The following is a 25724-nucleotide window of genomic DNA, read 5'->3' on the forward strand; positions in this document are numbered from 1 at the left end:
GCTAATACAGCCTTAGCCAATCGCCAAATGCGTATCCGGATATTTGTAAGCAGTGGAAGGAGCCCGGGTACTGATAGCCAGCGCCAATGTCAGCGTGCCTACCCTCCCAATATACATCGACATAAGAATCACGGTTTTACCTACATCCGAAAGGCCAGCGGTTATACCTGTGCTCAGGCCTACTGTGGCAAAGGCCGATACCTGTTCAAAGGCCAGGCGCAGGATGTCGAACTGCGCGTCAGAAATAGAGAGGATGATCAGGAAAAAGATATTGAAACCGACCGCAAATGTAAAAACAGCAAACGCTTTGTAAGATACTGAGTGCGGTATCGTGCGCTTTCCGATCTCGATGTTGCGTTTGCCCACGATGGTTGTCCACACCGATAGGATGATAACCGTGAAAGTCGTCGTTTTGATACCGCCGCCCATGGAACCTGGAGAAGCACCAATGAACATGAGCATCATCATGATCAGCAGCGCCGGCACCGAAACAGCCGAAATGTCCACGGTATTGAAGCCAGAGGAGCGTGTAGTGGCCGACTGGAAAAAGGACGTGATCAGGGCCTCGGCAAAGTTGAGGTGCGAAAGCGTGTTAAAGTACTCCAGCAGGAAGAAGGTAACTGTACCAAAGGCCAACAGCGCCGCCGATGCATAAACGGTCACGCGGGTCATCATCTTCCAGTTGCGCCATGGAGTTGCCATGCGGGCACGCATTGCTTTGGGCGAAAGGATGTCGAGGATGGTCGGAAAACCGATACCTCCCATGATGATCAGGGCGGCAATGGTCAGGTGCAGCACATAGGCTTTCTGGAGCGGGTTACTGTAAAGGCCCTCGGGGTATAACGAGAAACCAGCATTGCAGAAACCCGAAACGGCGTGGAACACCGAGAAAAAGATCTTGCTTCCCAAGCTTACAAACTCCGCCTCAGTACCCCAAGTCATAAAAATAATGACAGCTCCGATTGCCTCAATCGTCAAGGTCATGACGATGAGTTTGCGCAGCAGCCCCTTGGTAAAGGAAATCGACTCACTTTCCATGATCTCGAACATGGCTACGTGCTGCTTTATACCGATCCCCTGCCGCATGAGCGTGGCAAAGAAAGTAGCAAAGGTCATCACCCCCAAGCCGCCGAGCTGCACCAAAATCAGCAGCACCACCTGCCCCGAAAAGGTAAAGTAAGTACCCGGGTCCACCACAGCCAGGCCCGTGATGCAGGATGCGCTTGTGGCCATAAAGAGGGCATCGATAAAGCGCATACCTTCCGGGGCATTGGTCATTTTAGGCAACATGAACATGGCGGTACCCAGAGCGATCAGCGTCACAAAGCTCATCAGGAAGATAACGGCAGGCTTCACTTGTAGCGTTTTGAGGTGCACCCGGGTTTCGAGCAGCTCTACCAACAGTAACAGCAGCATGTAAAGCGATACCAGTATGCGGTATACCTCTATTGAAAGCGGCATCCCCAAACCTTCGAAGATGTTGTAAATAATCGGAAAGTTGAAGAGATAGGTACTGAGGAGATTGACCAGGATAATCCCCATCAGGATACCTTCAAACCAGGTACGCCTTAGAAATTTGGCACGCTCAAATCCGTAGAGAATCCGCAGCAGGTAGATCACGACAAAGACGCCGAATATGGCATCAATGGCGTAGAAAATCATATGAAGTATTTCAGGGTCCGTTACGACACCGTGTGCATACAGCAGCAAGCCTATCGCCACGATGGTGAGCGTATAAGTGGTGCGGCGCATCAGCATATATGCCCGCAGCTTGCTGCCGTATAGTAGCCTGTTAAGCTGTTCGGTGTTCATGGGTTTCGTACAGCCTGTTCTCTTTCGCTTCTTCGAACAAGCGTGCTCTGTCGACAGGCACCACGCCTACCTGTTCGCACACCAATCCACCGCCCAAGTTGCTCAGGCCGGCCATAAACGGAAGCGAGGTTTTAAGGGCCATACAAAGCGCCGCAATGCTGATCACGGTATCGCCCGCACCCGACACGTCGGAGATGGAGCGGCGGTGTGCAGGTATATACGTCTTTGCCTCACCATCAGCCACAAATACCCCTCGCTCTGAGAGCGTTACCAGCACCTGTTTTGTTTCCAATCGCTTCTGCAGTTGGGCTACGGCCTCTTCAAAGGCATGCAGGTTTTCGTCCGCGAAGTCTACTTTCAGGCCCTCTTTGAGCTCTTTCAAGTTAGGTTTGAAGAGTGTACACCCCTTGTAGCTCAGGAAGTTTTTCTTTTTCGGGTCCACCACGCTCGGTATGCCGCGCTCGTTGGCCAACTGAATGAAGCGGGCAATATTCTGCTCTGAAAACACGCCTTTGTCGTAGTCTTCAAACACGATCACATCAGCCTTGTCAAGCAGTTTCAGGTAGTGCTCTTCCAGGTAGCGTTCTTCGTAGTCGGTCAGGTTATGCTCAATCTCAGCGTCCACGCGCAGCAGTTGCTGGCCTCCGGCTATAATACGGTGTTTGATTGTGGTTACTCGCTCCGGGCTCTGCACGATGCCCTCTGTGGAGAGAGTACGTTCTTCCATCAGGCGCAGGAAATCACCGCCGTCCGGGTCGTCGCCGATGACAGAGCAAAGCAATGGCGTTGCACCCATGGCCTGCACATTCAGAGCCACGTTGGCGGCACCGCCGAGTCGCTTCTCGCGCTTTACCACGTTCACGATCGGTACAGGGGCCTCCGGCGAAATGCGCGTCGACTTGCCCCACAGGTATGAGTCGATCATCACATCGCCCACGATAAGCACGGTCAGCCGGTCGAAGGCGCTGAAAATATCTTCTAAATTGGTATGCTGATTCATTACTGCAATTTGGCGAGACTCTCCTTGATGCGGCGGAGTGCCTCAATTAGTTTATCGTCGGATGTGGCGTAAGAGAAACGGATACACTGCGGTGCACCAAAGGCCTCGCCACTCACCAACGCCACATGTGCGTCGGTGAGAAGGTATAGGCTCAGGTCGAGTGCACTACTGATGACGTTACCGTTGTAGCTCTTTCCGAAGTAGTAGCTCACATCCGGGAAAATGTAAAATGCGCCGGTCGGCACGTTGGTCTTAAAGCCCGGTATACCTTGCATGATCTCAAGTACCAGGTCACGGCGGCGGCGGTAAGCGTCACGCATTTCCAGGGCCGATTCGTTTCCACCCAACAGCGCCGCATGGGCCGCTTTCTGGGCGATGGAGCAGGTACCGGACGTAATCTGGCTCTGCATTTTCTCGCAGGCAGTTGCGATGTCTTTGTGCGCCGCAATATAGCCCACACGCCAGCCTGTCATGGCATAGCCTTTCGAAAAGCCGTTCACGGTGATCACACGGTCTTTGATGAAATCGAAACCAGCCATGCTAGCGTGCTTTCCGCCAAAGTTGATGTACTCGTAGATCTCGTCGGCGATGATGTATACCTGCGGATGCTTCTCCAGCACTTTGGCAATCGCCAGCAGCTCCTCCTCGTCGAACACCGAACCGGTCGGGTTGCATGGCGACGAGTACATGACCACCTTTGTATTGGAGGTAATGGCGTTCTCAAGTTGCTCCGGCGTTACCTTGAAGTCGTTTTCCAAACGCCCCTGCAATGGCACAGGCACGCCCTCTGCCAGCTTCACAATCTCTTCATAGGACACCCAGTAAGGCGAGAAGATGATCACCTCGTCGCCCGGATTCACCAGGCACATCACCGCATTGGCAATGGATTGCTTGGCACCCGTTGACACCACAATGTTCTCCGGACCATAGTCCAGATTATTATCGCGCTTAAACTTATCGGCAATGGCCTGACGCAACGCCGGGAAGCCTGGTACAGGGGTATAGAACGTGAAGCCTTCATCAATCGCCTCTTTCGCAGCGTCCTTGATGTATTGCGGTGTCTGGAAGTCCGGCTCCCCGAAGCTCAGGTTGATGATATCGTGTCCCTGCGCCGCCAACTCACGACCTTTCTTGGCCATGGCAATGGTCTGTGACTCCGATAGGGCGGTGATTCTGTCGGATAATATATGGGATGCTGTGTTCTGCATGTAATTCTGAATTAAGCCCCAAAGTTAATATAATGCAAGAGATTTCCAGTGAAGTAGGGGTGGTAATATGGCGCACACGCTTGCTTGTATACTTCGGACATCAACGCTTATGTATACTATTGTGGAACCTCTGGCCCCTAAGTCACCTCCCCCCAGCCCCCTCCTTTATATAGGGCTTCTACCCCCAAAACAGGAGGGGGAGCTCTGGGAATGATTCGAGCGGGGTATATTTGTCTGAATCAGGATTTACAGGATTTAAGGATTAACAGGATTCTCTTGCACGATTATACCCACCCCTGCCCCTCCCAAGAGGGGAATTATGCCATTGTCAATTTAATAGGTATAAGCCCTGTAGCACATACCACTGGCACGCATTGAAAAAGGTAACTCGCACTCTGACAATGAAACAGACAGCTGCGCCAGGTGCACCAACTGACACTCCACTGTTGGGGGTAAAGGGGGCCCCCTGTCAAGAGCGTTCAGCGAGTGGGTTAGGGCCCCTCGATTTGGAGGGTCTTGACTTTTTTGCTTCCTTCTTGTGTCAAGACAAAAAGGAAGGCCCGCCAGGCCAGGGCAAGCGATGAAACAGCTCAGGTTGCGACTAAACTAAAGCTGTTACTATACCCACCAAAAAAAGGACATGCTTTCACATGTCCTTTCCCAGCTATTATAAGCCGCGAGTTTAGTTCTTCCCGTAAGACGTCCGCTCTACAATGCTGCGTCCCAGGGTAATCTCATCAGTATATTCTAACTCTCCCCCTACCGGCACACCACGAGCAATCGTAGTAATGCGCACGTTATGGTCGCGGAGTTTGCGGGTCAGGTAAAAGGCCGTGGTGTCACCTTCCATGGTCGGGCTGATAGCCAGCAGGATCTCTTTTACTTCGGAGTTCGGCAGACGCTCCAGTAGCGAATCGATGTGCAGGTCGGATGGGCCTACGCCTTCGATCGGAGAAATCACACCGCCCAGTACGTGGTATAGGCCTTTGAACTGCGAGGTGTTTTCGATCGCAATCACATCGCGGATGTCGCTTACCACGCACAGCAGGCTGCGATCACGCAGTGGATTGAGGCAAATGCCGCAAACTTCAGTATCGGAAATGTTGTGGCATTCCTTGCAGTGCTTTACCTCGGTGCGCATTTTCACGAGCGCCTCGGCCAGCAGGAACGTCTCTTCAGACTCCTCTTTGAGCATGTGCAGGGCCAACCGCAGGGCAGTCTTGCGCCCCACACCCGGGAGTTTCGCCAGCTCCTCCACGGCGTTTTCAATCAGTTTAGACGGAAATTCCATTTAACCTCCCGCTACTCGATGTTGGCCGAAAGGTCTTTGTCGTGAAGGGCGGTGCACATACCTGCCAGCTCTTCGTAAGACCCTACCTTTACGGTGCACTTGCCTTTGTAGTGGATCAGCAGCGTGCATTGCTCCGCCTGTTCCGCCGAGTGGCCGCATACCTTGATGAGTGTGGCGATCACATGGTCAAATGTGTTCACGTCGTCGTTATACACAATCAGGTTGCGCAGATCGGTGCTCTCTTCGAGCAAGGCTACCTCGTCCTGATGTAAAATTTCTGTCTCAATATTCATAGTGCAAAATTACGAATTTTCACGGAGCTATGGAAGCAGAAGCAACTATAAAACAGCACTTCCCGTCCAGCTCCGGCTATCCAAAAAAGGTATAGGTTAAAACAATCTGGAGTCGGGCATAATTCCAGTCAAGGCGGTTATTATTCTGTCTGAATCAGGATTTTTAGGATTAAAAATAATTTAGAGGATTGAGTTACCCTCTCTAGAGAATATTGTAATTTTAAAACAAGGTATAGCCAAATTGTTTTCACCTCGCCCCATCTTGAACAGCAAATCAATTTTACCTAGTTTTACAGGTATAGCCAGCAATTACGCAACTAACATCACCAGCGCCCGTTTTGCCGGATTATACCTTAGCTTATACCTTATGCCCACCGTCTCCACTGGTTTTAAAAAAGCTGTCAAGCAGCTGAGCGATAAAGAAAAGGAAGCCATCATCCTCAAAGCCGCAAGACGTGACGGGGAGCTTTATGACTTGCTGGCAATTGAGCTGGGCGAACTCACACCGGAAGAAGCCTACGACCAGACCGCCGAGAAAATCCACGAGCTAATGATTGGCACCACTGGTCGTTACCTCGGCCGTGCCCTTACCAAGTCGCTTCGCAAGTCAGCTAAGGAGATCGCCCGTTTCAAGCGCGTTACCAAGGACGTGAAGCTGGAAACCGACCTGCACCTATACCTGTTGCGCCTGATCTTCGACAATTTCACCGGCCAGTTCGACAGCTACTACAAAGCCTTTTACACCGCCACGGCGCGTTTGCTGCAGCGCACGATCCAGTTGATCCGCAAGAACCTGCACGAAGATTACCACCTGGAGTACAAAGACGAATTGGACAGTTTCCTGGAGCAGATCCACAGCCGCAACAAGCCTTTGAGTTTTGATTTGCCGTGGGAGTTTGAGGTGGAATAAGGTATAGGAATCAATTTATCTGTAGGGACAGGTCGCGACCCAATGCTGTCGACTTAATTCTTTTTTGTCATTCCGACAGTATGGAGGAATCTGAAGTATTGCCATTGCGTGGAACGAATCCAGATCTCTCCATTCTGTCGAGATGACAATTTAAGCTCATTAGCTCTTAAATTGACAGCATTGAGCCGCGACCTGTCCCTACACCCCTTACCCCTCCTACATCATCAATCCTGCCCATCCCTTTTAAACCTTTTCTGATTTCTCCCCTCAAATCCTTAAATTTGAGAATCTAAACTAATCTAATCGACAACACACCCTGTCATGAAGAAGCATACCTATTTGAGTATGTTCCTGGCGGCGGCGCTTGCCTTACCTTTGGGCTCAGCCTCGGCGCAGGACAAAAAAGACAATAAGTGGAACGTGGAAGAAGCCCGCGGTCCGCAAAAAGAGATTACCGTAACAACCGACGAAGGCACCTGGATGAGCCTGGATGTGAGTCCGGACGGCAAGGAGATCGTGTTCGACATGCTCGGCGACATTTACATCATGCCTATTTCTGGTGGCAAAGCTAAACTCCTTCGCAGCGGCCGTGCCTACGAGGTGCAGCCCCGCTTCAGTCCCGATGGCAAGTTCATCTCCTTCACTTCCGACGCAGGCGGCGGCGACAACATCTGGGTAATGAAGCGCGACGGCTCCGATGCCAGGCAGATCACCAAAGAGAACTTCCGACTCCTGAACAATGCCGTTTGGACGCCAGACGGGGAATACCTGATCGCCCGCAAGCACTTCACGGCCTCCCGTTCGCTGGGTGCCGGTGAGATGTGGATGTACCACAAGTCGGGTGGCAGCGGTGTGCAGCTGACCAAGCGCAAAAACGACCAGCAGGACGCCGGTGAGCCGGTGGTATCGCCTGACGGCAAGTACGTGTACTTCTCCGAAGACATGAGCGGCGGCACTACCTTTGAGTACAACAAAGACCCGAACGGACAGATCTACGTGATCCGTCGCGTGGACCGCAACACAGGCGAGATCGAGAACGTGGTGACCGGCAACGGTGGCTCGGTTCGCCCGGTCATCTCCCGCGACGGCAAGCAGCTAGCTTTCGTGCGTCGCGTGCGCACCAAGTCTGTGCTCTTCATCCACGATCTGAAAACAGGTGAGCAGTGGCCGATCTACGACCAGCTGAGCAACGACCAGCAGGAAGCCTGGGCCATTTTCGGGGTATACCCATACTTCTCCTGGACGCCCGACAACAAGAGCCTCGTGTTCTGGGCCAACGGCAAGATCAACAAAATTGACGTAGCCAGTCAGAAAGTAACCAACATTCCTTTCGAAGCCACAGCCACGCACCACATCGCCGAAGCCGTTCGCCATGACTTCAGCAAAGAGGGCGTTTCGCCGGCACAGTTCACCGCCAAGGCTATCCGCCATGCCGTGACCTCGCCTGATGGCAAGCTCCTCGTATTCAACGCCGCTGGTCATATCTACAAAAAAGAGCTACCAAACGGTAAGCCGGAGCGCGTGACCAATGGCAAGGACTTCGAATTCTACCCGGCTTTCTCACCAGATGGCAAAACACTGGTATTCTCTACCTGGGACGATGAAAACCTCGGTGCGCTGGTGAAAGTGGACATCCGCAAGAAAAACGCAAAGCCGGTTAAACTGACCTTTGAGAAAGGCTTCTATACCAACGCCTCTTTCTCGCCGAACGGCAAGCTGATTGTGTACAGCAAGGACGGCGGCAACAACCACATGGGCTATGCGCACGGAAACGAGCGCGGCACCTACTACATGACCGCAGAAGGCAAAAACCCGACGCTGATCATGAAAAATGGCTTCAATCCACTGTTCAATGCTTCGTCTGACCGCATTTTCTTCACGTCCGGCGGTGGCGGCAAGTATACCTTTAAGAGTGTGAACCTGAACGGCAACGATGAGCGCACGCACTATACCTCTACTTACACCGATCAGTTCTACCCGAGCCCGGACAACAAGTGGCTGGCATTTGTAGAGCTCTTCAACGGCTATGTGGTGCCGTTCTCGGCCAACGGTGCCGGTATGGAACTGAGCGCTGAGACCAAAGCCGTACCGGTGGCCCGCTTCACCAAAGACGCCGGCACGAGCGTGCACTGGTCAGGCGACAGCAAGAAAGTGAACTGGGTGCTAGGCGATGAGTATTTCTCCAACGACCTGAAAGACCGCTTTGCTTTCCTGGAAGGTGCTCCGGAGAAACTGCCTGCCATCGACACGACAGGTATAAAAATCGGGTTAGAGTTTAAAACAGATAAGCCACAGGGCAAAGTAGCCTTCACCAACGCCCGCATCATCACCATGAAGGGTGATGAAGTGATCGAAGGCGGTACGATCGTGGTGGACGGCAACCGCATTGTGTCGGTAGGCAAAGGTATTGCCGTGCCGAAAGACGCGAAAGTGATCGACGCCAGCGGCAAAACCATTATGCCGGGCCTGGTGGACGTACACGCGCACCTCGGCACGTTCCGCAATGGCATGAGCCCGAAGCAGCAGTGGTCGTACCTGGCCAACCTGGCCTATGGTGTAACCACGACGCACGACCCTTCTTCTACCACCGAAATGGTGTTCAGCCAGTCAGAGGCCGTGAAAGCTGGTCACATGGTAGGTCCGCGTATCTACTCAACCGGCACGATCCTGTACGGCGCTGATGGCAACTTCAAAGCCGTAATCAACAGCCTCGACGACGCCCGTTCGCACCTGCGCCGTATTCAGGCTGCCGGTGGTTTCTCGGTGAAGAGCTACAACCAGCCACGCCGCGAGCAGCGCCAGCAGGTGATCCAGGCAGCCCGCGAACTCAACATGACCGTGGTACCGGAGGGTGGTTCGACGTTCTTCCACAACATGAGCATGATCCTCGACGGACACTCCGGCATTGAGCACAACATCCCGATCGCGCCGCTTTACAAGGACGTGGTGGAGGTATGGAAAGCCTCGAACACCGGCTATACCCCTACCCTGATCGTGAACTATGGCGCGACGAGCGGCGAATACTACTGGTACCAGAACACCAAGGTATGGGAAAAAGAAAGACTCCTCAAGTTCACGCCGCGTTCCGTAATCGATGGTCGCTCACGCTTTGTGATGCAGGTACCTGACGAGGAATACCGCAACGGTTACTTCAAAACATCTGAAGCCTGCAAGGCCCTGACCGACGCCGGTGTGAAAGTGAACCTCGGTGCACACGGCCAGCTGCAAGGCCTTGGCGCGCACTGGGAGCTGTGGATGCTGCAGCAAGGCGGCATGACAAACATGGAAGCCCTGCGTGCCGCTACCCTGAACGGTGCCGAGTACCTGGGCATGGGCAAAGACCTCGGCTCACTCGAGGCAGGCAAACTGGCCGATCTGATCGTGCTGGACCAGAACCCACTGGAGAACATCCAGAACTCCGAGCACGTGCGCTACACCATGGTAAATGGTCGTCTGTTTGATGCCGCTACCCTGAACGAAGTAGGCAACTACGAGCGCAAGCCGGGCAAATTCTGGTGGGAGAACAACAAATACGCTTCAACCTTTGATTGGCACGAAGGTACTGACACCCGCTTCGAAGGTATAGCCGGAGAGCATTGCACCTGCCGTCACTAATTAATCAGGTATAAACTAAAAAAACGCCCCGGCTCAGGAGAGTCGGGGCGTTTTTTTATTGTCAGAATCAGGATTTTCAGGATTCAAGGATTGACAGGATTTTCGCAGATGCCAGGTCACCCCCTGCCCCTCAGATCTGCGCTCGCAACCTTCGAACTCACGTTCTCGATCGTCCAAGGAGGGGAACACGTTATTGCCAATTTAAAGGTATAGGCGCTATAGCAACAAATTCTTGCAATTTCGTTTATAACTATTAATTTAGTTTAAAACTTAAGCAACCTCTCCTATGCCGCTATACCTGTACAGCTTACTCTTCATCATGCTCACGGCCTGCGGCTCCAAAGCTGAGCAGCCAGCGGCTAATATACCTGAAATTGTGGCAGAGCCAGAAGTGCTGGTACACCCTGAAGGAAAGACGATAGCCGAGCGGTTCTCCCCGCCAAAGGGATACGCGAGAGTATTACAGTCTGAAAACAGCTTTGGGGCCTATTTGCAGCATTTCCAACTAAAACTATATGGCGCCCAGGTACATTACTACAACGGGGCGGTAAAACCAAACGATGGTATTTATGATGCTGTGCTTGACATTGACGTCGGCAACCGTGACCTGCAACAATGCGCTGATGCCGTCATGCGCCTGCGGGCGGAATATCTGTATGGGCAGGAAAGGTATGATGCCATCCACTTCAACTTCACGAGCGGCTTCCGGGCCGACTATAGCAAGTGGCGGCAAGGATACAGAATAAATGTGAGAGGAAATGATTGCTCCTGGGTGAAGAAGGCAGCCCCATCTAACGCCTATACCTCTTTCAAGGATTACCTACAGGTAGTCTTCACCTATGCCGGCACCTTATCGCTCGAGAAAGAAATGAAAGCTGGTTCGATAAATGATATGCAGGTAGGTAACGTGTTCATCAAAGGAGGAAGTCCCGGCCATGCTGTGATCGTGATGGACATGGCAACTCATAATGAGACAGGCGAAAAGCTTTTTCTACTGGCCCAAAGCTATATGCCAGCGCAGGAGATACAGATTCTGAAAAACCCCATGAATCCAGGCATAAGCCCATGGTATAGCACCAATTTCAGCGGTCCGCTTTTCACGCCGGAGTGGACTTTCCAGCGGAGTCATTTGAAGCGGTTTTAAGGTATAGCACGAGCAAGATGTCCATACCTTCTCACGAAATAAAACAACAATCAACAATTAACAATCAGCAATTAACTTACTCCTTCACCGCCGCCAGCACTCGCTTAATCAACTCATCCGGATTCCCATCATGCCAGCGCCACACGATCACGATATCATGCTCCGGATCCACCCAGATCGTATTCTGACCGGCGCCTAAGGCAGCGTAACTGGTAGTGGGCGCACTTGGCCAGGCTTTGCCCTCGGTGTTAAGCCACCACAGGTAACCGTAATCCGGGCCGACAGGACCTCTAGCGGTCGTTGCTTCTTTCACCCACTCCTCCGACACGATCTGCTTGTCTTTCCAGCGGCCGTCACGCAGGAAAAGGTAGCCAAAGCGGGCTTCGTCGCGGGTACTGATCCAGAGGCCACCGCCCCAGCGGGTACCGCCGCTCACCGAAGGCATGCGCTTGCCATCGATCTCAACATAGGAGTTATGGTAAGGCACATACTTCCAGGTGTTGGAAGCGTCGATCGGGTCCATCACTTCATCTTTAAACACCTCAGGTATAGGCTTTTTCCAGAGGCGCAGCAGCGACAAGGCAAAACGGTTGATGCGCACGTCATTGTACTCGTAGAAAGTGCCCGGCTCCTGCAGCTCACGCGGCTTGCGCTCGCCGCGGCCGTATTCCTCCTTGCCAACAAAGTCGTGCTTCTTGCCCCAGAGTTCGCCTTCCCACTCACTTGTCTGCCGCACGTGGTGCTCCCAGGTTACCTTGCGGTTCTGCTCTGAGTCGTAGCCGCCGTCCTGCACGTAGTTTGCCACCGGGTCTTTGATGTCTTTGATCAGTCCCCGGTCAATAGTTATACCTAAAATAGTAGAAAGCACACTTTTGGCCACGCTGTAGGTCGGGTCCACCCGCTCCGTTTCGCCCCACTCCGCCACAATGTAGCCGTTCTTCAGGATGATGCCGTTGGTACTGGCCCGATCGCTAGGTATAGAGCCGAGCATTTTACCGAAGATATCTTCCTGGGTGGAGAAGTCTTTGGGCATTTGTTTTGTTTCCTGTTGCTTCGCCCACGCCACCGCTTCCTGCAGCAGGGCTGCATCCATACCCAGGTCTTCCGGTTGCTTCTTCTCCCAATTGTCACCCTTGCCCGGATAGTATACCTTCGCTTCAGCCTGTTGCGTGCCGGAGGTCGTGGTCTGCTGCGGTTGCTGCTGACAGCCGCCTAGGCTCAAACTCAGGGCAAGAGCCAGGTATAGGAGTTTACTTTTTGTCATCGTGTCAGGTGCGTTTAGATCGTGTTGCTAATTTACCCAAAGAAAGGTATAAAGCTAGTTTGGTTACGCCATCACAAACAAAAGGCTGGTCCATGCGGTAGAATAAGTTCATCTACAGAAAAACGATGCTACAAATAAAAGTATATTCGGATTACGTTTGTCCCTACTGCTTTTTTGGTGAACAGGTGCTCGCGAAGGCCTTGCAAGGTATAGAGGATCAGGTGCAGGTAGAGTGGTTGCCGTTTGAGCTTCGGCCTTACCCGAACCCGACGCTGAAGCCGGAGGGTGAGTATTTGCAGACGACCTGGGAGAACTCGGTATACCCAATGGCAAAGCAATTAGGTATACCCATTGTACTACCCAAGGTATCGCCCCAGCCCTACACGCACCTGTCGTTCGAGGGGTACCAGTATGCGCAGGAGCAGGGAAAAGGCGAGGCCTATACCCACCGCATGTTTACCGCTTTTTTTCAGGAAGAGCAGGATATCGGGGATATAGATGTGCTTACCAAACTGGCAGGTGAGGTTGGTTTGAATGAAAAAGAATTCCGGCAGGCGCTGGCGTCGCGCAGGTATAAGGAGGCGCACCAAAAGTCTTTACGCCATGCTTATGAAGAAGTAGGTATACAGGCTGTTCCGACCTTTATCATCGGCGACAAACTGGTACGGGGACTGCTGCGGGAAGAGGACCTGCGAAGGCTAATAAAATTAGAGCTGGAGGTATAGCTTACCCCCAGCTCTAATTTTACAGTTATATCTATACGCCTAACCTATACCTACCAGCCAGTGCCTCCACCGCGTTTGCCGCCCAGCAAACCTCCAAGCAAGCCACCCAGTCCGCCGGAGCCCATGCTGCCGTAACGGCTACGGCCATTCAGCCCACCCAGCACCGAGGCCATGGAGCCCAGGCCGCTAGTGGATCTGCGACCACCGCCCATCAGACCGCCCCGACCCATCATCATGCCACCGAGCAAGCCACCCAAAAGGCCACCGCCCATGCCACCCATCATGCCACCGCGCCGGCGTCGGCCGCCGCTCATCAGGCGGGCCAGCACAATCGGGGCCGCTATACCCAGTATACCCTGCACCATCTGCGGGGAGATACCTGCGTTCTTAAACATGTCGCCAAAACCATTCTTGCTCATAAAGGCCTGCGAACTGGGGTCCTCCCCGTGTTTCTGCGCTTCGTCTGCCTTGTCTACAAACTGTTCCAGCAAGCTGTACTGCTTTTGGTCTACACCCAGGTAACTGGCCATTTCCTGGATGCGTTTCTGCTCCTCCTGGGTATACTCTCCATCAGCTTTCGCAAAACTGATGATGTCGGTAATAAACGAAAAGCGCAGCTGGCTTTTTTTGAGCACATCCAGCACACGCTGCACACTAATCTGCGAAGGATTCCTGGCAATCGAAATCACCTCCTCTTCCACATTCTCAGGCATTTCGGCGGCCTCGCTCAGCACACGCAAAAACTCCAGTTCCTCTTCAGAGGCGTGTCCGTCGGCAGAGGCAATAGAAGCCAGGGCCGCCAGGTAAGCGCCCTTTTCTTCCATGGTATAATCTTTCAGTAATGAGGTTTGTTCTTGTTCCATAGCTTTTAGGTTTTCTTACACAATTTAAACGCGTAGCCCTGCCAGAAGTTGATGTGGCCAAACGGAGCGTTTAAATTAAGTTCTCACCCGGTCCAGGGTATCGCTCAAGTGCTGAGCCTCGTCTGCCGAAAGGTTCTTAAAGGTGTCCTCCTCCAACTGTTTCATCAGCGGGTCCAGGCTATCGAGCAGCTTCAAGCCTTTGTCTGTGATGGCAATTTCTACCTTGCGCCTGTTCTGCTCACAGAGTTCGCGCGTAACCAGGCCTTTCAGGCGTAGCTTTTCCACCAGTCGGGTGGCATTGCTCATGCGGTTGAGCATGCGCTCCTGTATGGCAAAGAGGTTGATCGGTTTCCCCTGTTGGCCCCGGAGGATGCGCAGCACATTGTATTGCTGCGACGAGATATCATAGGGTTTGAGCAGGCTGTCGACGCGCGCCATCATCCACTCGCCCGTAAACATCAGGTTCAGGGAGGCCTTTTGGTATGGGCCGCTGAACCTCGGCATTTTTAATTCGTCTTCTAACTTCATGTGAGAAACAGCTGAGTTTAAAGTGCAATAACGTTTGCAATAATTGTATATACTAACATATTCAGTCATTTAGTTATGTTCTCTCTATCTGTACTTTTTCCATATTTCACTTTGCTATTATTTTTTTAGGATTAACCTGAATTAAAAATATAATATGCATTTTTGAATTGCTATATTGCAATGATCGTCCGCGCCGAAACTGCTGCTCATGGAAAATAAACGCCTCCTCTACCAAGCCGCCACCAACGAAAACCTGTTCGGCTCTTCGCCACAGGTACTGGCTGCCATGCAGCAAGCGCTCAACAGCGTGCATGGCTATCCTACCCCCGACGCAGCCGACCTGCGACACGCTTTGGCAGGAAAACTGGGCGTGCAGGCCAATGAGATTGTGATTGGAAGCGGCTCAGCAGAACTGATCTCGCTGCTGGTGCGTCGGTTTTGCGGACACGACAGAGAAAGTGAGGTGCTGACCTTTACACCCTCTTACCCCTTGTATTGCCATGAGGCGCAGGCGCTTCGGATCTCCTGCACCGAGATTCCGCTTACAAGCAGCTACCAGGTTGATGTGCAGGCGCTCAGGCGCCAGCTGCGGCCCACCACACGGCTTTGCTTTATCTGCAACCCAAACAACCCGACTGGCACCTACCTCACCAGCACCGCGTTGGAGGAAGTGCTCGACTGCCTGCCGGCGCACGTTACCACAGTGGTCGATGAGGCTTATATAGAGTATGCCACCGCTACCGACTGTGCCGATGCAGTGGCTATGCTGGCACGTTATCCCAATCTGGTGGTATTGCGCACTTTTTCCAAAGCCTATGGGCTGGCCTCTGTCCGGATCGGGTACATGGTTGCGCAGCGCCACCTGATCGAGCAGGTACTGGAGGTGAAACAGCCTTACAATGTAAATCAGTTGGCCCAGGTCGCTGCGCTGGCGGCTCTGGAGGACGAACATTTTCTGGAGATGACCGTGGAAGCCACCCAAACCGGGAAAGCCAAACTGGAGAAGGCCCTGCTCAAAATGGGCGTTCAGTTCTGGCCATCGCAGGGCAACTTTCTGCTGCTGGATGCCGGTGGCTACAGCGCCGATGACATCCACAACTACCTGCTGGCAAACAACATCCTGGTGCGCCGCGCCGATCAGCATACCCTGCGCCTCACCATAGGCCCGGACGAACATCAGCTATACCTCCTGCATATGTTACAAGAATTGCTACATCCCTCCCGCGTTTACGCCGATCAACCACTGCTGGCAAAGGTGCTTGACCTTGGCCACCAATTGCAGGAAGAGCCTGAAGAAGCCGCTGCCCAGCTGCATACCTTGCTGCATCAGGCGGCCGAGCAGCCGAATGCGGATGGTCGTATCGCACAGGCGTTTGCGCGGGCGCTTATTTTGCGTAGCCAGCAGGACAAGCAGGCAGCCGCAGGCAATTTGTATGCGACTAATTTCGGTGAAATGGACATGATTGCGGCCTTCAATGTACTGGTGACGGCTACCCCACTCGTTACTTTCGGGCACCGTTTCGCCAACCACTCCATCCTCTCCGCCATGGCCGGAAAGCCTGCCGTATACCTGCTCGACCTGGGTATAGGCAGCGGCTTGCAGTGGTTCCATTTTATGGATTTGGTGGCCTCTCTGCCGGGTGAGCGCCCAAAATTCCACCTTACCGGCATCGATATTCCGGACAGCAGCAACGCTGACCCCGCTTACAAGCTTCGGGCAACAGGCGAACGACTGGCAGCACATGCTGCTCGTCTGGGCCTGGACTTCAGCTATACCTACGTGGCCACCCGCCTCGAAGACTTCGATCTGCAAACACTGGAGATCGACTCATGCTATACCTTGGTTGTGAATGCGGCGCTTACGTTGCACCACCTGGCCGATGAACTGGTGGCTATACCTGACCAGCGCGACCGGGTGCTGCAACAGATCCGCGCACTTCGACCGCAACTCATCACCCTCACCGAACCTGATTCAGAGCACAACCGCCTCGAGTTTCTGCCGCGCCTGCGCGAGTCGCTGCGCCATTACCATACCGTGTTTGATGTGCTGGACACACTGCTGCCAGCCGACATGCCGGAGCGCCGTGTTATCGAGCAGGAGTTTTTTGGAAGGGAGATCCTCAATGTAGTGGCCTTTGAAGGAATTGACCGGGTGGAGCGCCACGAACGGCAGGATGCCTGGCAACACCGCCTTTTACGCAATGGCTTTAAGCCTGCCCCATGCCAGGTAACTGCCGCCCAGATCAAACAAGAGTTGGATCTGCACCCGCAGTTCAGTCTCGCTGCACACACGGCAGGCTATACCCTGCACTGGAAAGGCACTAACATCATTGCGGCCACCGCCTGGCAGGTAGCAGACTAAAGCCCCAACTTGCGGAGCGCCAGCAGGCATAGCGCCACCGAACCTGACACGTGTATCTGTCCGCTGAGCGCCATTTGCGCCACTTCCTGCAGGGGCACTTTCAGCACCTCAATGTACTCACTTTCGTCCAGGTTCTGTGCAGCTACTTCGCGCGCGTTGCGCATCAGGAAAAAGTAGATCTTGTTCGTGTCTTTCGTCGGATTGTCAATCACTTCCAGGAGCAGTTCCAACTCGTCAGAGGTATAGCCGGTTTCTTCAAGCAGTTCGCGGCGGGCTGCTTCCCTAGGATCGGTTTCATGGGCATCGATCACACCACCCGGTAATTCGATGAAAATATCGCTGGCGGCGTGTTTGTACTGCCGCACGAAGAGTACATGTCCGTCATCGGTGATCGGGAAGGTCAGTACCACATCAGGCCGCACGCTCACAAAATAGTCGTCCATCTGGTGGCCGTTGGGCAACTCCACATGGTCGCGTCTCAAGGTATACCACTTGTGGTCGAACACCACCTGCGACTTGAGCGTTTTCCAGCGTTCTATTCCTTTTTTTGTCATGGTTTGTTCGTTAATCTGGCAGGGCCTTAGGCTCCTCTTATTACACAAAGAACAGCCATACCTGCTGCATGCAGGTATGGCTGTTCTCAGTTAAACAGGTATAAATCAGCTGACTGTCTCCAGCCTTTCTTCGTTCGTGGTGCCGAGGGTCATGAGTTCTCCCACATACGTCTCCAGTTCGTGTGCTCGATGCGCGGCTGTATGGTGGGCCATCACGTTGCGGCGGGCACGTGTGCCAATGGCTTTGCGCTCCGAGGTGCAGATCTCGCGTAGGTAGCGCAGCGTTTCAGTAGCGCTTTTAGTGATCAGGATCTCAGACTCAGGCTCAAAAAGCGTTTCTATACCTTCCCAGTAGTCCGAAATAACAGGAGTGCAGCAGGCCGCGGCTTCAAATAGTCGCATGCTTGGGGTATAGCCAAACCGGCTGGTGCCAGCGCGGGCTATGCTCAGGGCAAAGCGCTGGCTGTTAAAGAAATCGCGGTGCTCGACTGGTGTGAGGTGGTGGAGCATGGTAATGTTGCCTGGCCAGCCCATGTCCTCCGGGTACTTCGTGCCGGCCACCGCAAAACGCCCGGCAGGCCACTGTGCTGCGGCATCCACCATCAGTTTTTGCAGCGTGGACTGGCGATCTTCGGAGTAAGCGCCCAGGTAGCCCAGGTCCCATTTTATCTCGCGGTACTCGTGGTGGTACAATGCCGGGTCAACCGAAAAATAAAGGGGCCGCGCCATGCGGGCACCATACTTCTGCTCAAACAATTCCAATGCCGGGCCACCTGTGCAGGACAGGTATAGGTCGAAGGCAGGAATCAGGCCTGCCTGCAGGTATGCGGGCCCCTGCCCTTCCAATTCGGTCAGGGTGGCAGGAGCATCCAGATCGTAAAAGGCCTTGATGCCCTTTGCTGTCTCGATCACCCACTTGCCTATGGCGCTGCCTTCCGTAAGACTGGAACCCACGATCACCATATCGGCCTCGCGCACCTGTTCCGTATACTGCTGCAATTGCTCCATCGAAGCGTAAGTGCCAAGCTGGCAAAAATCCGGCTCCCCCAGATCTGGCGCGGTGCGATGTGTTAACTCTCTCTCCAGGAACAGGATATGGTGTGCATTGGCATGCAGCGCCCGTACCAGGTTACGGTAAGTGGTGGCATGGCCGTTGCCCCATGAGGTAGTGATCGAAAGGCCAAGTATAACAATGTTCATGTCGTGGTCTGACAATTTTTGGGTAAAGATAAGCTAGATTTTCATTTTGAGACCGGAATCGGTGCCTCGACCAACTGTCCGTACAGGTAATTGTAATCCTGGGCCATCTGGTCGGCGGTATAGCCATGCGAGCGCTTCACCGAGCGGCAAGCCATGATGTTTCGGCAAAACTCGTCATTTATCAAATCCTCGATCGTATCGCGCAGTTCATCTGCACTGGCCGGGTCTACGTACTTGGCGGCGTTGCCCCATACCTCGGCCATGCTCTCGGTTTTGCCAACTACCAGTGCACAACCCGACATAGCCGCCTCCAGCACCGTTAAACCGAATGGCTCATACTTGGCTGGCAGTGCATAGATAGAGGCTCTCGACAACCAATCCGTCACTTCTTTGTTTGTAAGATGGCCCAGAAAGAACACGTTTTCCAGCTCCATGGCCTCCCCTGTTTCCGGGTGCTTGCCTTCGCCGGCTATGTACACCGGCCACTGCAGGTCGGAGGCAATGTGCGCCAGCATCGAGATGTTCTTGGCCTCGTCCCATACCCTGCCCAGGCTGAAAACAAAAGGCTCTTTGCGGCCGAACTGGAAGTACTGCTGTCTGCGGCCGTTGTACACCACTGCGCTTTGTTTGAACGGCCCATAAAGTTCCTCAGCCTGGTGCATCATGGCCTGTGTCGGGGCCACCACTATATCGGCAGCCTGGAGTCCCTGACGCACCATTTCGCTATACCTGCTCCATTTCTTTGGGGCCTCTTCCTGCTTCACGGCTCGCCACCAAGACAGCACGCACGAATGTATAACAGCCAGTACGGGCTTGCCCCAGTCCAGGCTCCCGAAGCTCATGTGGTTGAGGTGGATCAGGTCGGGTTGCACCTGATCGCGCAGCTGCAGCAGCCATTCGCCGGCCTTTGCTACATCCTCCCAGGGCTTGTCCATCCACTCGAGTTTATACTCGCTCTCGTATACCGCGAGGTTCGGAATGCTTTCAGCCTCTGCGCGCTGTTCATCGGTTAAGGGCTCTCCCATAGTAGCCAGCGCTACGTTGGTGCCGTGTGCTGCTACGGCTCTTGTTAGCTCCAGTGCATAAGTCCATACGCTGCCAACCGTATCGGCAGTCATCAGGATTGTCGATGGATGATGAGGTGTTTTCATTATCTGTTCTGTAGATATATATGACATCATGTTTTGATTCGGGTCAGTACACCATCTCCATCAAGGTGCGGAAAGGCATGGGGAGACAGGTACAAAATGGGTAAGTGTGCCAGTCAGGTTACAGGATGGGCCAATGACTGACCTGCCGGCCTTTACCGACAGTGCATTCTATTACGCGTGCAAGCCCTATTCCGTTAGTGTGAAGGCCGCTTTTTTATGTTTTTTTATCCTTCCTACATCCTATACTCTTTTTATTCATACAGATCCGTGCATTATTCTGCTTCTGATACCGGTGAACAGGCATCGTAGGCTTGCTCCTTGCGTATAACATGTCTGTGAATCACGCGCCCTCTGCCTTGAAAGGATTAGCCGAAACCAGCCATACAAAAGCACGTATCTTCCTGATCCGCCATGCAAGGCCCATGGTGCCCAAAAAGGGTTACTTTAACAAGGCAGCGGCACAGGGGTACATCAGCGACTACGATGCAGCGGAAGTAGAGCAGTTTGTCATGGAGCACGAGTCCATCCCCTACCAGGAGGTGAAACAGGTATACTGCAGCACGCTGGTGAGGTCGCAACTCACTGCCCGCCAGATATTCGGCGAGAAGGTAGAGTTGATTGTGCGGCACGAGTTCCGGGAGTTTGAGCGGCGGATTTTCTCACTGCCCCTGCTACGGCTTCCCATCCGGCTCTGGCTGGTGAGTGCCCGGGTCCTCTGGATGATGGGCCTGAACAGCAAGGGAATTGAATCGTTCCGGCAGGCGAAGCAACGGGCGCGGGAAGCGGCTTCCTTTTTGGCAGAGCAGGCAACGCAGAACCCACCTGTGGTTTTGGTAGCGCATGGCCTGCTCAACAACTTTTTACGCTGGTACCTGCAGGACATGGGTTGGAAATCGATCCTACACGAGGGAAGCGGCTTTTTGAGCGTGACGATGCTGGAAAAGAAAGGATGAGGCTACAGGCGGGCAAAAGGGCAAGAACAAGTTTGAAGAAAACTAAGCCACACGTACATAACACTTTATACCTCACTTCGGTTACTAATTATAATAAATCCCATATTTTAAAAGAATATCTAGGGACTTCTTGTTTAAATTTGCGAAATTAGTAAAGGCGCTCTTTCATTTTTTTCGATTTAGCGGCTGAACTGACTGTATTACCTAAATCAATTTTTTATCAAACTTAACTACTATGAAGAAGAGTATACTCTTGAGCTTCTTTTTAGTCCTGGCGCTTGTAGGGAGTGTCTGGGCTCAGACTCAAACTGTATCCGGTAGAGTGACCGCAGCCAATGATGGCTCCGCGCTACCAGGTGTTACCGTGCTGGAACGGGGCACATCCAATGGTGTCACCACAGGCATCAACGGCGAATATACCTTAACCGTGCAGCCCAACGCTACCCTGGTGTTTAGCTTTATCGGCATGCAGCGCCAGGAAGTACCCGTAAACGGACGCTCTACCGTAGATGTGCAGCTTGCTGCCGACGAACGCCAGCTGAGCGAAGTAGTGGTAGTGGGTTACGGTACGCAGGAGCGTCGCGAAGTAACCGGTGCCACTGCCAAAGTAAAATCAGAAGACATCCAGAACCTGCCGGTGGTTGGTGTTGACCAGGCGCTTCAGGGACGCGCTGCCGGTGTGCAGATCTCACAGAACTCCGGTACCCCTGGCGGTGGTATTACCGTGCGTGTGCGTGGTGCAACCTCTATTTCTGCCAGCAACCAGCCACTTTACGTGGTAGACGGCGTGCCGCTAACAACAGGCGACTTCTCTCAGTTGGGCTTTGGTGGTCAGTCTGTTAACGCTGTGACCGACATTAACCCGAACGACATTGAGTCGATCGACATCCTGAAAGACGCTTCTGCCGCCGCCATCTACGGTTCGCGCGCGGCCAACGGTGTTGTACTGATCACTACCAAGCGTGGCTCTGCCCGCCAGACGCAGGTGAACTTCAACATGTACGCCGGCACACAGAACTACTGGAAAAAGCCGAAGCTTTTGAATGCGGATCAGTATTTCGAAATCATGAAAGAAGCTTTCGTGAACGATGGTTTTCCACTGGAAGATTATAATAAAGAAGAGTTCTTTGAGTGGTACTATGGTGGTGATCTCGGTTTCCCACTGACAGACACGGATTGGGTAGACGAGATTTCCCGCTCGGCAGGCATCTCCAACTACGAAATCTCGTTGAGCGGTGGCGATCCGAAAACTCGCTACTATGTATCCGGCAACTACTTCGACCAGAAGGGCGTGGTAATCGGTAGCCGTTACCAGCGCTACTCTACACGTCTGAACCTGGACCACCAGGCAAACGACAAATTCTCGCTGGGCACCAGCATACAGCTCAGCCGCTCCGACAGCGACCGTATCATCAGCGACAACTCCATTACCAGCCCGTTTGCCAATGCACTGGCAGCCTCTCCGCTGTGGCCTGTTTTCACCGATCCGGCTACCAGAACGTATTCTTATCCTAACTTCTACTATACCAACCCGGTAGCAGAAGGCCTGGAGAACGACAACGAAACACGCAACCTGCGTGCCGTGGGTAACGCCTTTGCCAAATACGCAATTGTACCAGGCCTTGACCTGCAGGTGAAGGGTGGCGTGGACGTGCTGAACGTGGAAGAACGCCGCTACAGCGCTGCAAATTTTGAGGGTGCTACATACCTGGAGCAGGATGGTCAGGCTGTGAACGCTACCACAACTGTTACCAAGCGCCTGTTGGAAGCAACTTTGGCTTACAACAAGACTTTCAATGAAATACACAGCCTGTCTAGTGTGATTGGTACCAGCAACGAGGACAACCAGATCCGCAGCGCCAGCGTAACGGGCGAGGGCTTTGCCAGTGAGCGTTTCCGCTACGTATCCAGTGCTGCCCGCGTGAATGCAGGTACAAACTCTGAAATTGAGTCTTCACTGGTTTCATTCTTCGGTCGTGTTAACTACTCCTTCAGAGACAGATACCTGTTGGGTGTAAACTTCCGTGCTGACGGTTCATCACGCTTCGGTGAGAACAACCGCTATGGTTACTTCCCATCTGTTTCTGCTGGCTGGAGACTGATCGAGGAAGACTTTATGTCTGGCCTTGACTTCATGAGCGAACTGAAACTGCGCGCCTCTTACGGTGTAACGGGTAACCAGGAGATCGGCGACTTCCGATACCTGGCCCTTTACACAGGCGGCAGCAACTACCTCGACCTGTCGGGTCTGGCACAGTCGCAGTTGGCTAACCCGGACCTGAAGTGGGAAACGACGAAGCAGTTTAACGTGGGTACCGACATCGGCTTCCTGAACGGCCGTGTTAACCTGGCCTTCGACTACTATGTGAAAAAGACCGACGACCTGCTGTTTGCACGCCCTGTGCCTACTCAGAGCGGTTTCTCAAGCGTGCAGTTTAACGTAGGCTCTACCGAGAACAAAGGCTTTGAAATTGCCCTGAACACCGTGAACATCTCTAACCCGGGCAACGGTTTTAACTGGACTACTGACTTCAACATTGCCCGTAACCGCAACAAGGTAACGTCGCTTTACGAAGGACAGGACATTTTCTACGGTTTCGGTGGTAACTCACTGGTGCTGCGCGAAGGCTACCCGATCGGTACGTTCTACGGCCTGATCTCTGACGGTATCTACAGCAGACAAGACGAAGTGCCTGCCTCTAAAACAGAGTTTAACGGCACACTGGCCGGCGACGTGAACTACCGCGACCTCAACGACGACGGTATCATCACAGACGACGACTTCACCGTAATCGGTAACGCACAGCCAGACTTTATTGGTGGTTTCACAAACACATTCCGTTACAAAGGCTTCGACCTGAACGTGTTCTTCCAGTTCTCTTACGGCAACGACATCGCCATGCCATCGCGTGAGTACCAAATGCACCTGGGCCGTTACGACGACAACATGGTGGAAGAGGTACTGGGCAGATGGCGCCAGGAAGGTGACGTGACCGACGTGCCGCGTGCCACTTATTTTGATGATAACTACAACGGCAGAAGCAACTCTTCACGCTTCATCTACGACGGTTCGTACATGCGCCTCAAAAACATGGTACTTGGCTATACCCTGCCAACATCAGTAAGTGAGCGTCTGAAAATGAGAACCCTCCGCGTGTATGCGCAGGCCCAGAACCTGGTTACGTTCACAGATTACCCAGGCTTCGACCCGGAAGTGAACTTTGCAGGTACCAGCAACACCACATTGGGTGTAGACTTCTACACAGTGCCACAGAGCCGTACCATTACATTTGGTGTTAATGTTGGATTTTAATCATTAAACCGATTATCAAGATGAAAAAATATTCATACATATTGGCCGCAGCACTTGGTTTGAGCGTGATGACCGGCTGCGAAGAAAGACTGGAAGTGGCACCGACCACGCAAGTGGAGGCGGATATTGCCGTAACAGATTTCAATTCGTTGGACAAGGCTGCACTTGGTGCTTACAGTGCCGTACAATCTTCAGACTACTATGGTTACCGCTACGCCTTCTACAACGAGGTATACTCCGACAACATGGAGTTCATCGGTACTTTTACAACCGACCGTGAAGCGACAAACCGCAACTTTACAGCTTCTAACCTGCAAATAAACAATACCTGGAGCGCGATCTATGTGGTGATCAACCGTGCGAATACGGTTATCACGCAGGCAGAACGTTTGTTCACTGCCGGTACGATTACAGCGGAGCAGCGCGATGCCATTCAGGGAGAAATGTATTTCCTGAGAGGCCTGGCTTACTTTGACCTGGTAAAGGTGTTTGGCGGCGTGCCGCTTGAACTTAATGCTACTACCGGCCTGCCAGATATCCAGTTTTTGCCACGCTCTTCTGAGCAGGACGTCTACAATTCGATCATCAGCGACCTGACCAATGCGGAGAACATGCTGGGTACGACCGAAAGCTCAGACCCACGCCGCGCATCCGGTTTGGCTGCGTCTGCCCTGCTGGCCCGCGTATACCTGCAAAACGGCAACTACGCCCAGGCGCAGGCCAAAGCCAGCCAGGTGATCGAGAGCGGAGCCTTTGAACTGATGCCTACGTTTGCCAGCATATTCACGACTGAGGGAAGCGGCAACCGTGAGTCTATCTTCGAGGTCGACTTTACTACAAACGATCAGAACAGCTTGGGCTCTGCCACCAACCCGAACACGCCCGGCCAGAAGTTTTATGTACGCCAAGGCACTTATGAGGCGCTGCAGGCATCGGCGGCTAATGGCGATACCCGCTTCCAGGCAACTGTGCGTGTTGAAGGATCTGCCAACCGCCGCAGACTGCTGAAGTACGAGGATGCTGTGAACAATGCGGACAACGTGATCGTGATCCGCCTGGCAGAGATGTACCTGATCAGAGCAGAAGCTGCTGTAAGGCAAACTGCCAACGGGGGCGATAACATTCTGCCAGTGCTGCCAACGGTACTTGCCGATATCAACGCGATCAGAAGCAGAGCAGGCCTGCCACGACTGCTGGCCCTGACAAACAGAGCCGCTCTGGATGAGATCCTGCGTCAGCGTCGTTTGGAGTTCGTAGGTGAAGGCCTTCGCTTTATTGACCTGCGCCGCTACAACCAGACCTGTAGCGTGCTGGGCTTCTGCGATGCGCAGGCCTTCCGCAACCTGTGGCCTATACCGCTGCAGCAGATTGAGCGCAACCCTAACCTGGACAAGAACGAGGGTTATTAACACCTGATATTCAATCAAATAAAATAAAAAAGCTCTCCCTGTGGAGAGCTTTTTTATTTTAAATCGCACAAAAACTAAACAATTAGTTTGAAAACTAAGTAATTAGTTATATGTTTATCCTAACATAGC

The 25724-nt window shown here is 53.0% G+C and carries 19 protein-coding genes; 8 read left to right on the plus strand and 11 right to left on the minus strand.

What is annotated here, in order from left to right:
* Positions 1-12: 12 nt before the first annotated feature.
* From BD749_RS14730 to BD749_RS14750, 5 genes are all read right to left on the minus strand, one after another.
* Positions 13-1812, minus strand: a complete 1800-nt coding sequence (locus BD749_RS14730; RefSeq protein ID WP_101445718.1) for a TrkH family potassium uptake protein — start codon at positions 1810-1812, stop codon at positions 13-15.
* A complete protein-coding gene (locus BD749_RS14735) occupies positions 1793-2812 on the minus strand; it encodes a bifunctional heptose 7-phosphate kinase/heptose 1-phosphate adenyltransferase (protein ID WP_101445720.1) in 1020 nt (339 codons plus the stop codon). Before BD749_RS14735 ends, BD749_RS14730 begins: the two co-directional genes overlap by 20 nt.
* Positions 2812-4020: a pyridoxal phosphate-dependent aminotransferase gene (locus tag BD749_RS14740; RefSeq protein ID WP_101445722.1), complete on the minus strand. Its 1209-nt coding sequence runs from the start codon at positions 4018-4020 to the stop codon at positions 2812-2814. The genes BD749_RS14735 and BD749_RS14740 overlap by 1 nt, the downstream gene beginning before the upstream one ends.
* Before the next feature lie 682 nt (positions 4021-4702).
* Positions 4703-5311, minus strand: coding sequence for a recombination mediator RecR (recR, locus tag BD749_RS14745; RefSeq protein WP_101445725.1), 609 nt, complete (start codon positions 5309-5311; stop codon positions 4703-4705).
* 11 nt (positions 5312-5322) lie between these two features.
* Complete coding sequence (locus BD749_RS14750) at positions 5323-5604, minus strand: ATP-dependent Clp protease adaptor ClpS (protein WP_101445728.1); 282 nt, start codon at positions 5602-5604, stop codon at positions 5323-5325.
* A 262-nt stretch (positions 5605-5866) separates the two neighbouring features.
* Here BD749_RS14750 and BD749_RS14755 point away from each other — a divergent pair, with 262 nt between their 5' ends.
* The 3 genes from BD749_RS14755 (at position 5867) to BD749_RS14765 (ending at position 11273) form a co-directional block, all read left to right on the plus strand.
* A complete protein-coding gene (locus BD749_RS14755; protein ID WP_245869246.1) occupies positions 5867-6514 on the plus strand; it encodes a hypothetical protein in 648 nt (215 codons plus the stop codon).
* 321 nt (positions 6515-6835) lie between these two features.
* Positions 6836-10129: an amidohydrolase family protein gene (locus BD749_RS14760; protein WP_245869249.1), complete on the plus strand. Its 3294-nt coding sequence runs from the start codon at positions 6836-6838 to the stop codon at positions 10127-10129.
* A 286-nt stretch (positions 10130-10415) separates the two neighbouring features.
* The gene (locus BD749_RS14765; protein ID WP_101445734.1) at positions 10416-11273 is read left to right on the plus strand and encodes a DUF4846 domain-containing protein; all 858 of its coding nucleotides are present in this window, start codon (positions 10416-10418) and stop codon (positions 11271-11273) included.
* A 76-nt stretch (positions 11274-11349) separates the two neighbouring features.
* On the opposite strand, the gene BD749_RS14770 is transcribed toward BD749_RS14765, so the two are convergent.
* Positions 11350-12537, minus strand: coding sequence for a serine hydrolase domain-containing protein (locus BD749_RS14770; protein ID WP_101445737.1), 1188 nt, complete (start codon positions 12535-12537; stop codon positions 11350-11352).
* Positions 12538-12662: 125 nt separating this feature from the next.
* Here BD749_RS14770 and BD749_RS14775 point away from each other — a divergent pair, with 125 nt between their 5' ends.
* A complete protein-coding gene (locus BD749_RS14775) occupies positions 12663-13262 on the plus strand; it encodes a DsbA family oxidoreductase (protein ID WP_101445740.1) in 600 nt (199 codons plus the stop codon).
* Positions 13263-13312: 50 nt separating this feature from the next.
* On the opposite strand, the gene BD749_RS14780 is transcribed toward BD749_RS14775, so the two are convergent.
* Positions 13313-14125: a tellurite resistance TerB family protein gene (locus tag BD749_RS14780; RefSeq protein ID WP_101445743.1), complete on the minus strand. Its 813-nt coding sequence runs from the start codon at positions 14123-14125 to the stop codon at positions 13313-13315.
* 75 nt (positions 14126-14200) lie between these two features.
* The gene (locus BD749_RS14785; protein WP_218972556.1) at positions 14201-14653 is read right to left on the minus strand and encodes a MarR family winged helix-turn-helix transcriptional regulator; all 453 of its coding nucleotides are present in this window, start codon (positions 14651-14653) and stop codon (positions 14201-14203) included.
* 208 nt (positions 14654-14861) lie between these two features.
* Here BD749_RS14785 and hisC point away from each other — a divergent pair, with 208 nt between their 5' ends.
* The gene (gene hisC, locus BD749_RS14790) at positions 14862-17015 is read left to right on the plus strand and encodes a histidinol-phosphate transaminase (RefSeq protein WP_245869252.1); all 2154 of its coding nucleotides are present in this window, start codon (positions 14862-14864) and stop codon (positions 17013-17015) included.
* Here hisC and BD749_RS14795 read toward each other — a convergent pair.
* The 3 genes from BD749_RS14795 to BD749_RS14805 all read right to left on the minus strand — a co-directional run bounded on the left by BD749_RS14795 (position 17012) and on the right by BD749_RS14805 (position 19920).
* Positions 17012-17569, minus strand: coding sequence for an NUDIX hydrolase (locus tag BD749_RS14795; protein WP_101445749.1), 558 nt, complete (start codon positions 17567-17569; stop codon positions 17012-17014). The two genes, hisC and BD749_RS14795, sit on opposite strands and share 4 nt — an antisense overlap.
* Before the next feature lie 105 nt (positions 17570-17674).
* Positions 17675-18769, minus strand: coding sequence for a CgeB family protein (locus tag BD749_RS14800; RefSeq protein WP_101445752.1), 1095 nt, complete (start codon positions 18767-18769; stop codon positions 17675-17677).
* A gap of 41 nt (positions 18770-18810) precedes the next feature.
* Positions 18811-19920, minus strand: coding sequence for a glycosyltransferase (locus BD749_RS14805; protein WP_245869257.1), 1110 nt, complete (start codon positions 19918-19920; stop codon positions 18811-18813).
* 329 nt (positions 19921-20249) lie between these two features.
* Here BD749_RS14805 and BD749_RS14810 point away from each other — a divergent pair, with 329 nt between their 5' ends.
* The 3 genes from BD749_RS14810 (at position 20250) to BD749_RS14820 (ending at position 25595) form a co-directional block, all read left to right on the plus strand.
* Positions 20250-20873: a histidine phosphatase family protein gene (locus BD749_RS14810; RefSeq protein ID WP_101445757.1), complete on the plus strand. Its 624-nt coding sequence runs from the start codon at positions 20250-20252 to the stop codon at positions 20871-20873.
* Positions 20874-21108: 235 nt separating this feature from the next.
* Positions 21109-24186: a SusC/RagA family TonB-linked outer membrane protein gene (locus BD749_RS14815; RefSeq protein ID WP_101445759.1), complete on the plus strand. Its 3078-nt coding sequence runs from the start codon at positions 21109-21111 to the stop codon at positions 24184-24186.
* Between the two features lie 20 nt (positions 24187-24206).
* Positions 24207-25595 carry a RagB/SusD family nutrient uptake outer membrane protein gene (locus BD749_RS14820; protein WP_101445761.1) on the plus strand — a complete coding sequence of 463 codons (1389 nt, stop codon included), beginning with the start codon at positions 24207-24209 and terminating at the stop codon, positions 25593-25595.
* Positions 25596-25724: the final 129 nt, after the last annotated feature.

Source organism: Pontibacter ramchanderi (genome assembly GCF_002846395.1).
Classification (GTDB): domain Bacteria; phylum Bacteroidota; class Bacteroidia; order Cytophagales; family Hymenobacteraceae; genus Pontibacter; species Pontibacter ramchanderi.

Bases quoted from the DNA above. Each gene is read 5' to 3' on its own strand.
- BD749_RS14730 (WP_101445718.1), bottom strand. From the start codon at position 1,812: ATGAACACCGAACAGCTTAACAGGCTACTATACGGCAGCAAGCTGCGG.
- BD749_RS14735 (WP_101445720.1), bottom strand. From the start codon at position 2,812: ATGAATCAGCATACCAATTTAGAAGATATTTTCAGCGCCTTCGACCGG.
- BD749_RS14740 (WP_101445722.1), bottom strand. From the start codon at position 4,020: ATGCAGAACACAGCATCCCATATATTATCCGACAGAATCACCGCCCTA.
- recR (WP_101445725.1), bottom strand. From the start codon at position 5,311: ATGGAATTTCCGTCTAAACTGATTGAAAACGCCGTGGAGGAGCTGGCG.
- BD749_RS14750 (WP_101445728.1), bottom strand. From the start codon at position 5,604: ATGAATATTGAGACAGAAATTTTACATCAGGACGAGGTAGCCTTGCTC.
- BD749_RS14760 (WP_245869249.1), top strand. From the start codon at position 6,836: ATGAAGAAGCATACCTATTTGAGTATGTTCCTGGCGGCGGCGCTTGCC.
- BD749_RS14765 (WP_101445734.1), top strand. From the start codon at position 10,416: ATGCCGCTATACCTGTACAGCTTACTCTTCATCATGCTCACGGCCTGC.
- BD749_RS14770 (WP_101445737.1), bottom strand. From the start codon at position 12,537: ATGACAAAAAGTAAACTCCTATACCTGGCTCTTGCCCTGAGTTTGAGC.
- BD749_RS14775 (WP_101445740.1), top strand. From the start codon at position 12,663: ATGCTACAAATAAAAGTATATTCGGATTACGTTTGTCCCTACTGCTTT.
- BD749_RS14780 (WP_101445743.1), bottom strand. From the start codon at position 14,125: ATGGAACAAGAACAAACCTCATTACTGAAAGATTATACCATGGAAGAA.
- BD749_RS14785 (WP_218972556.1), bottom strand. From the start codon at position 14,653: ATGAAGTTAGAAGACGAATTAAAAATGCCGAGGTTCAGCGGCCCATAC.
- hisC (WP_245869252.1), top strand. From the start codon at position 14,862: ATGGAAAATAAACGCCTCCTCTACCAAGCCGCCACCAACGAAAACCTG.
- BD749_RS14795 (WP_101445749.1), bottom strand. From the start codon at position 17,569: ATGACAAAAAAAGGAATAGAACGCTGGAAAACGCTCAAGTCGCAGGTG.
- BD749_RS14800 (WP_101445752.1), bottom strand. From the start codon at position 18,769: ATGAACATTGTTATACTTGGCCTTTCGATCACTACCTCATGGGGCAAC.
- BD749_RS14805 (WP_245869257.1), bottom strand. From the start codon at position 19,920: ATGAAAACACCTCATCATCCATCGACAATCCTGATGACTGCCGATACG.
- BD749_RS14810 (WP_101445757.1), top strand. From the start codon at position 20,250: ATGTCTGTGAATCACGCGCCCTCTGCCTTGAAAGGATTAGCCGAAACC.
- BD749_RS14815 (WP_101445759.1), top strand. From the start codon at position 21,109: ATGAAGAAGAGTATACTCTTGAGCTTCTTTTTAGTCCTGGCGCTTGTA.
- BD749_RS14820 (WP_101445761.1), top strand. From the start codon at position 24,207: ATGAAAAAATATTCATACATATTGGCCGCAGCACTTGGTTTGAGCGTG.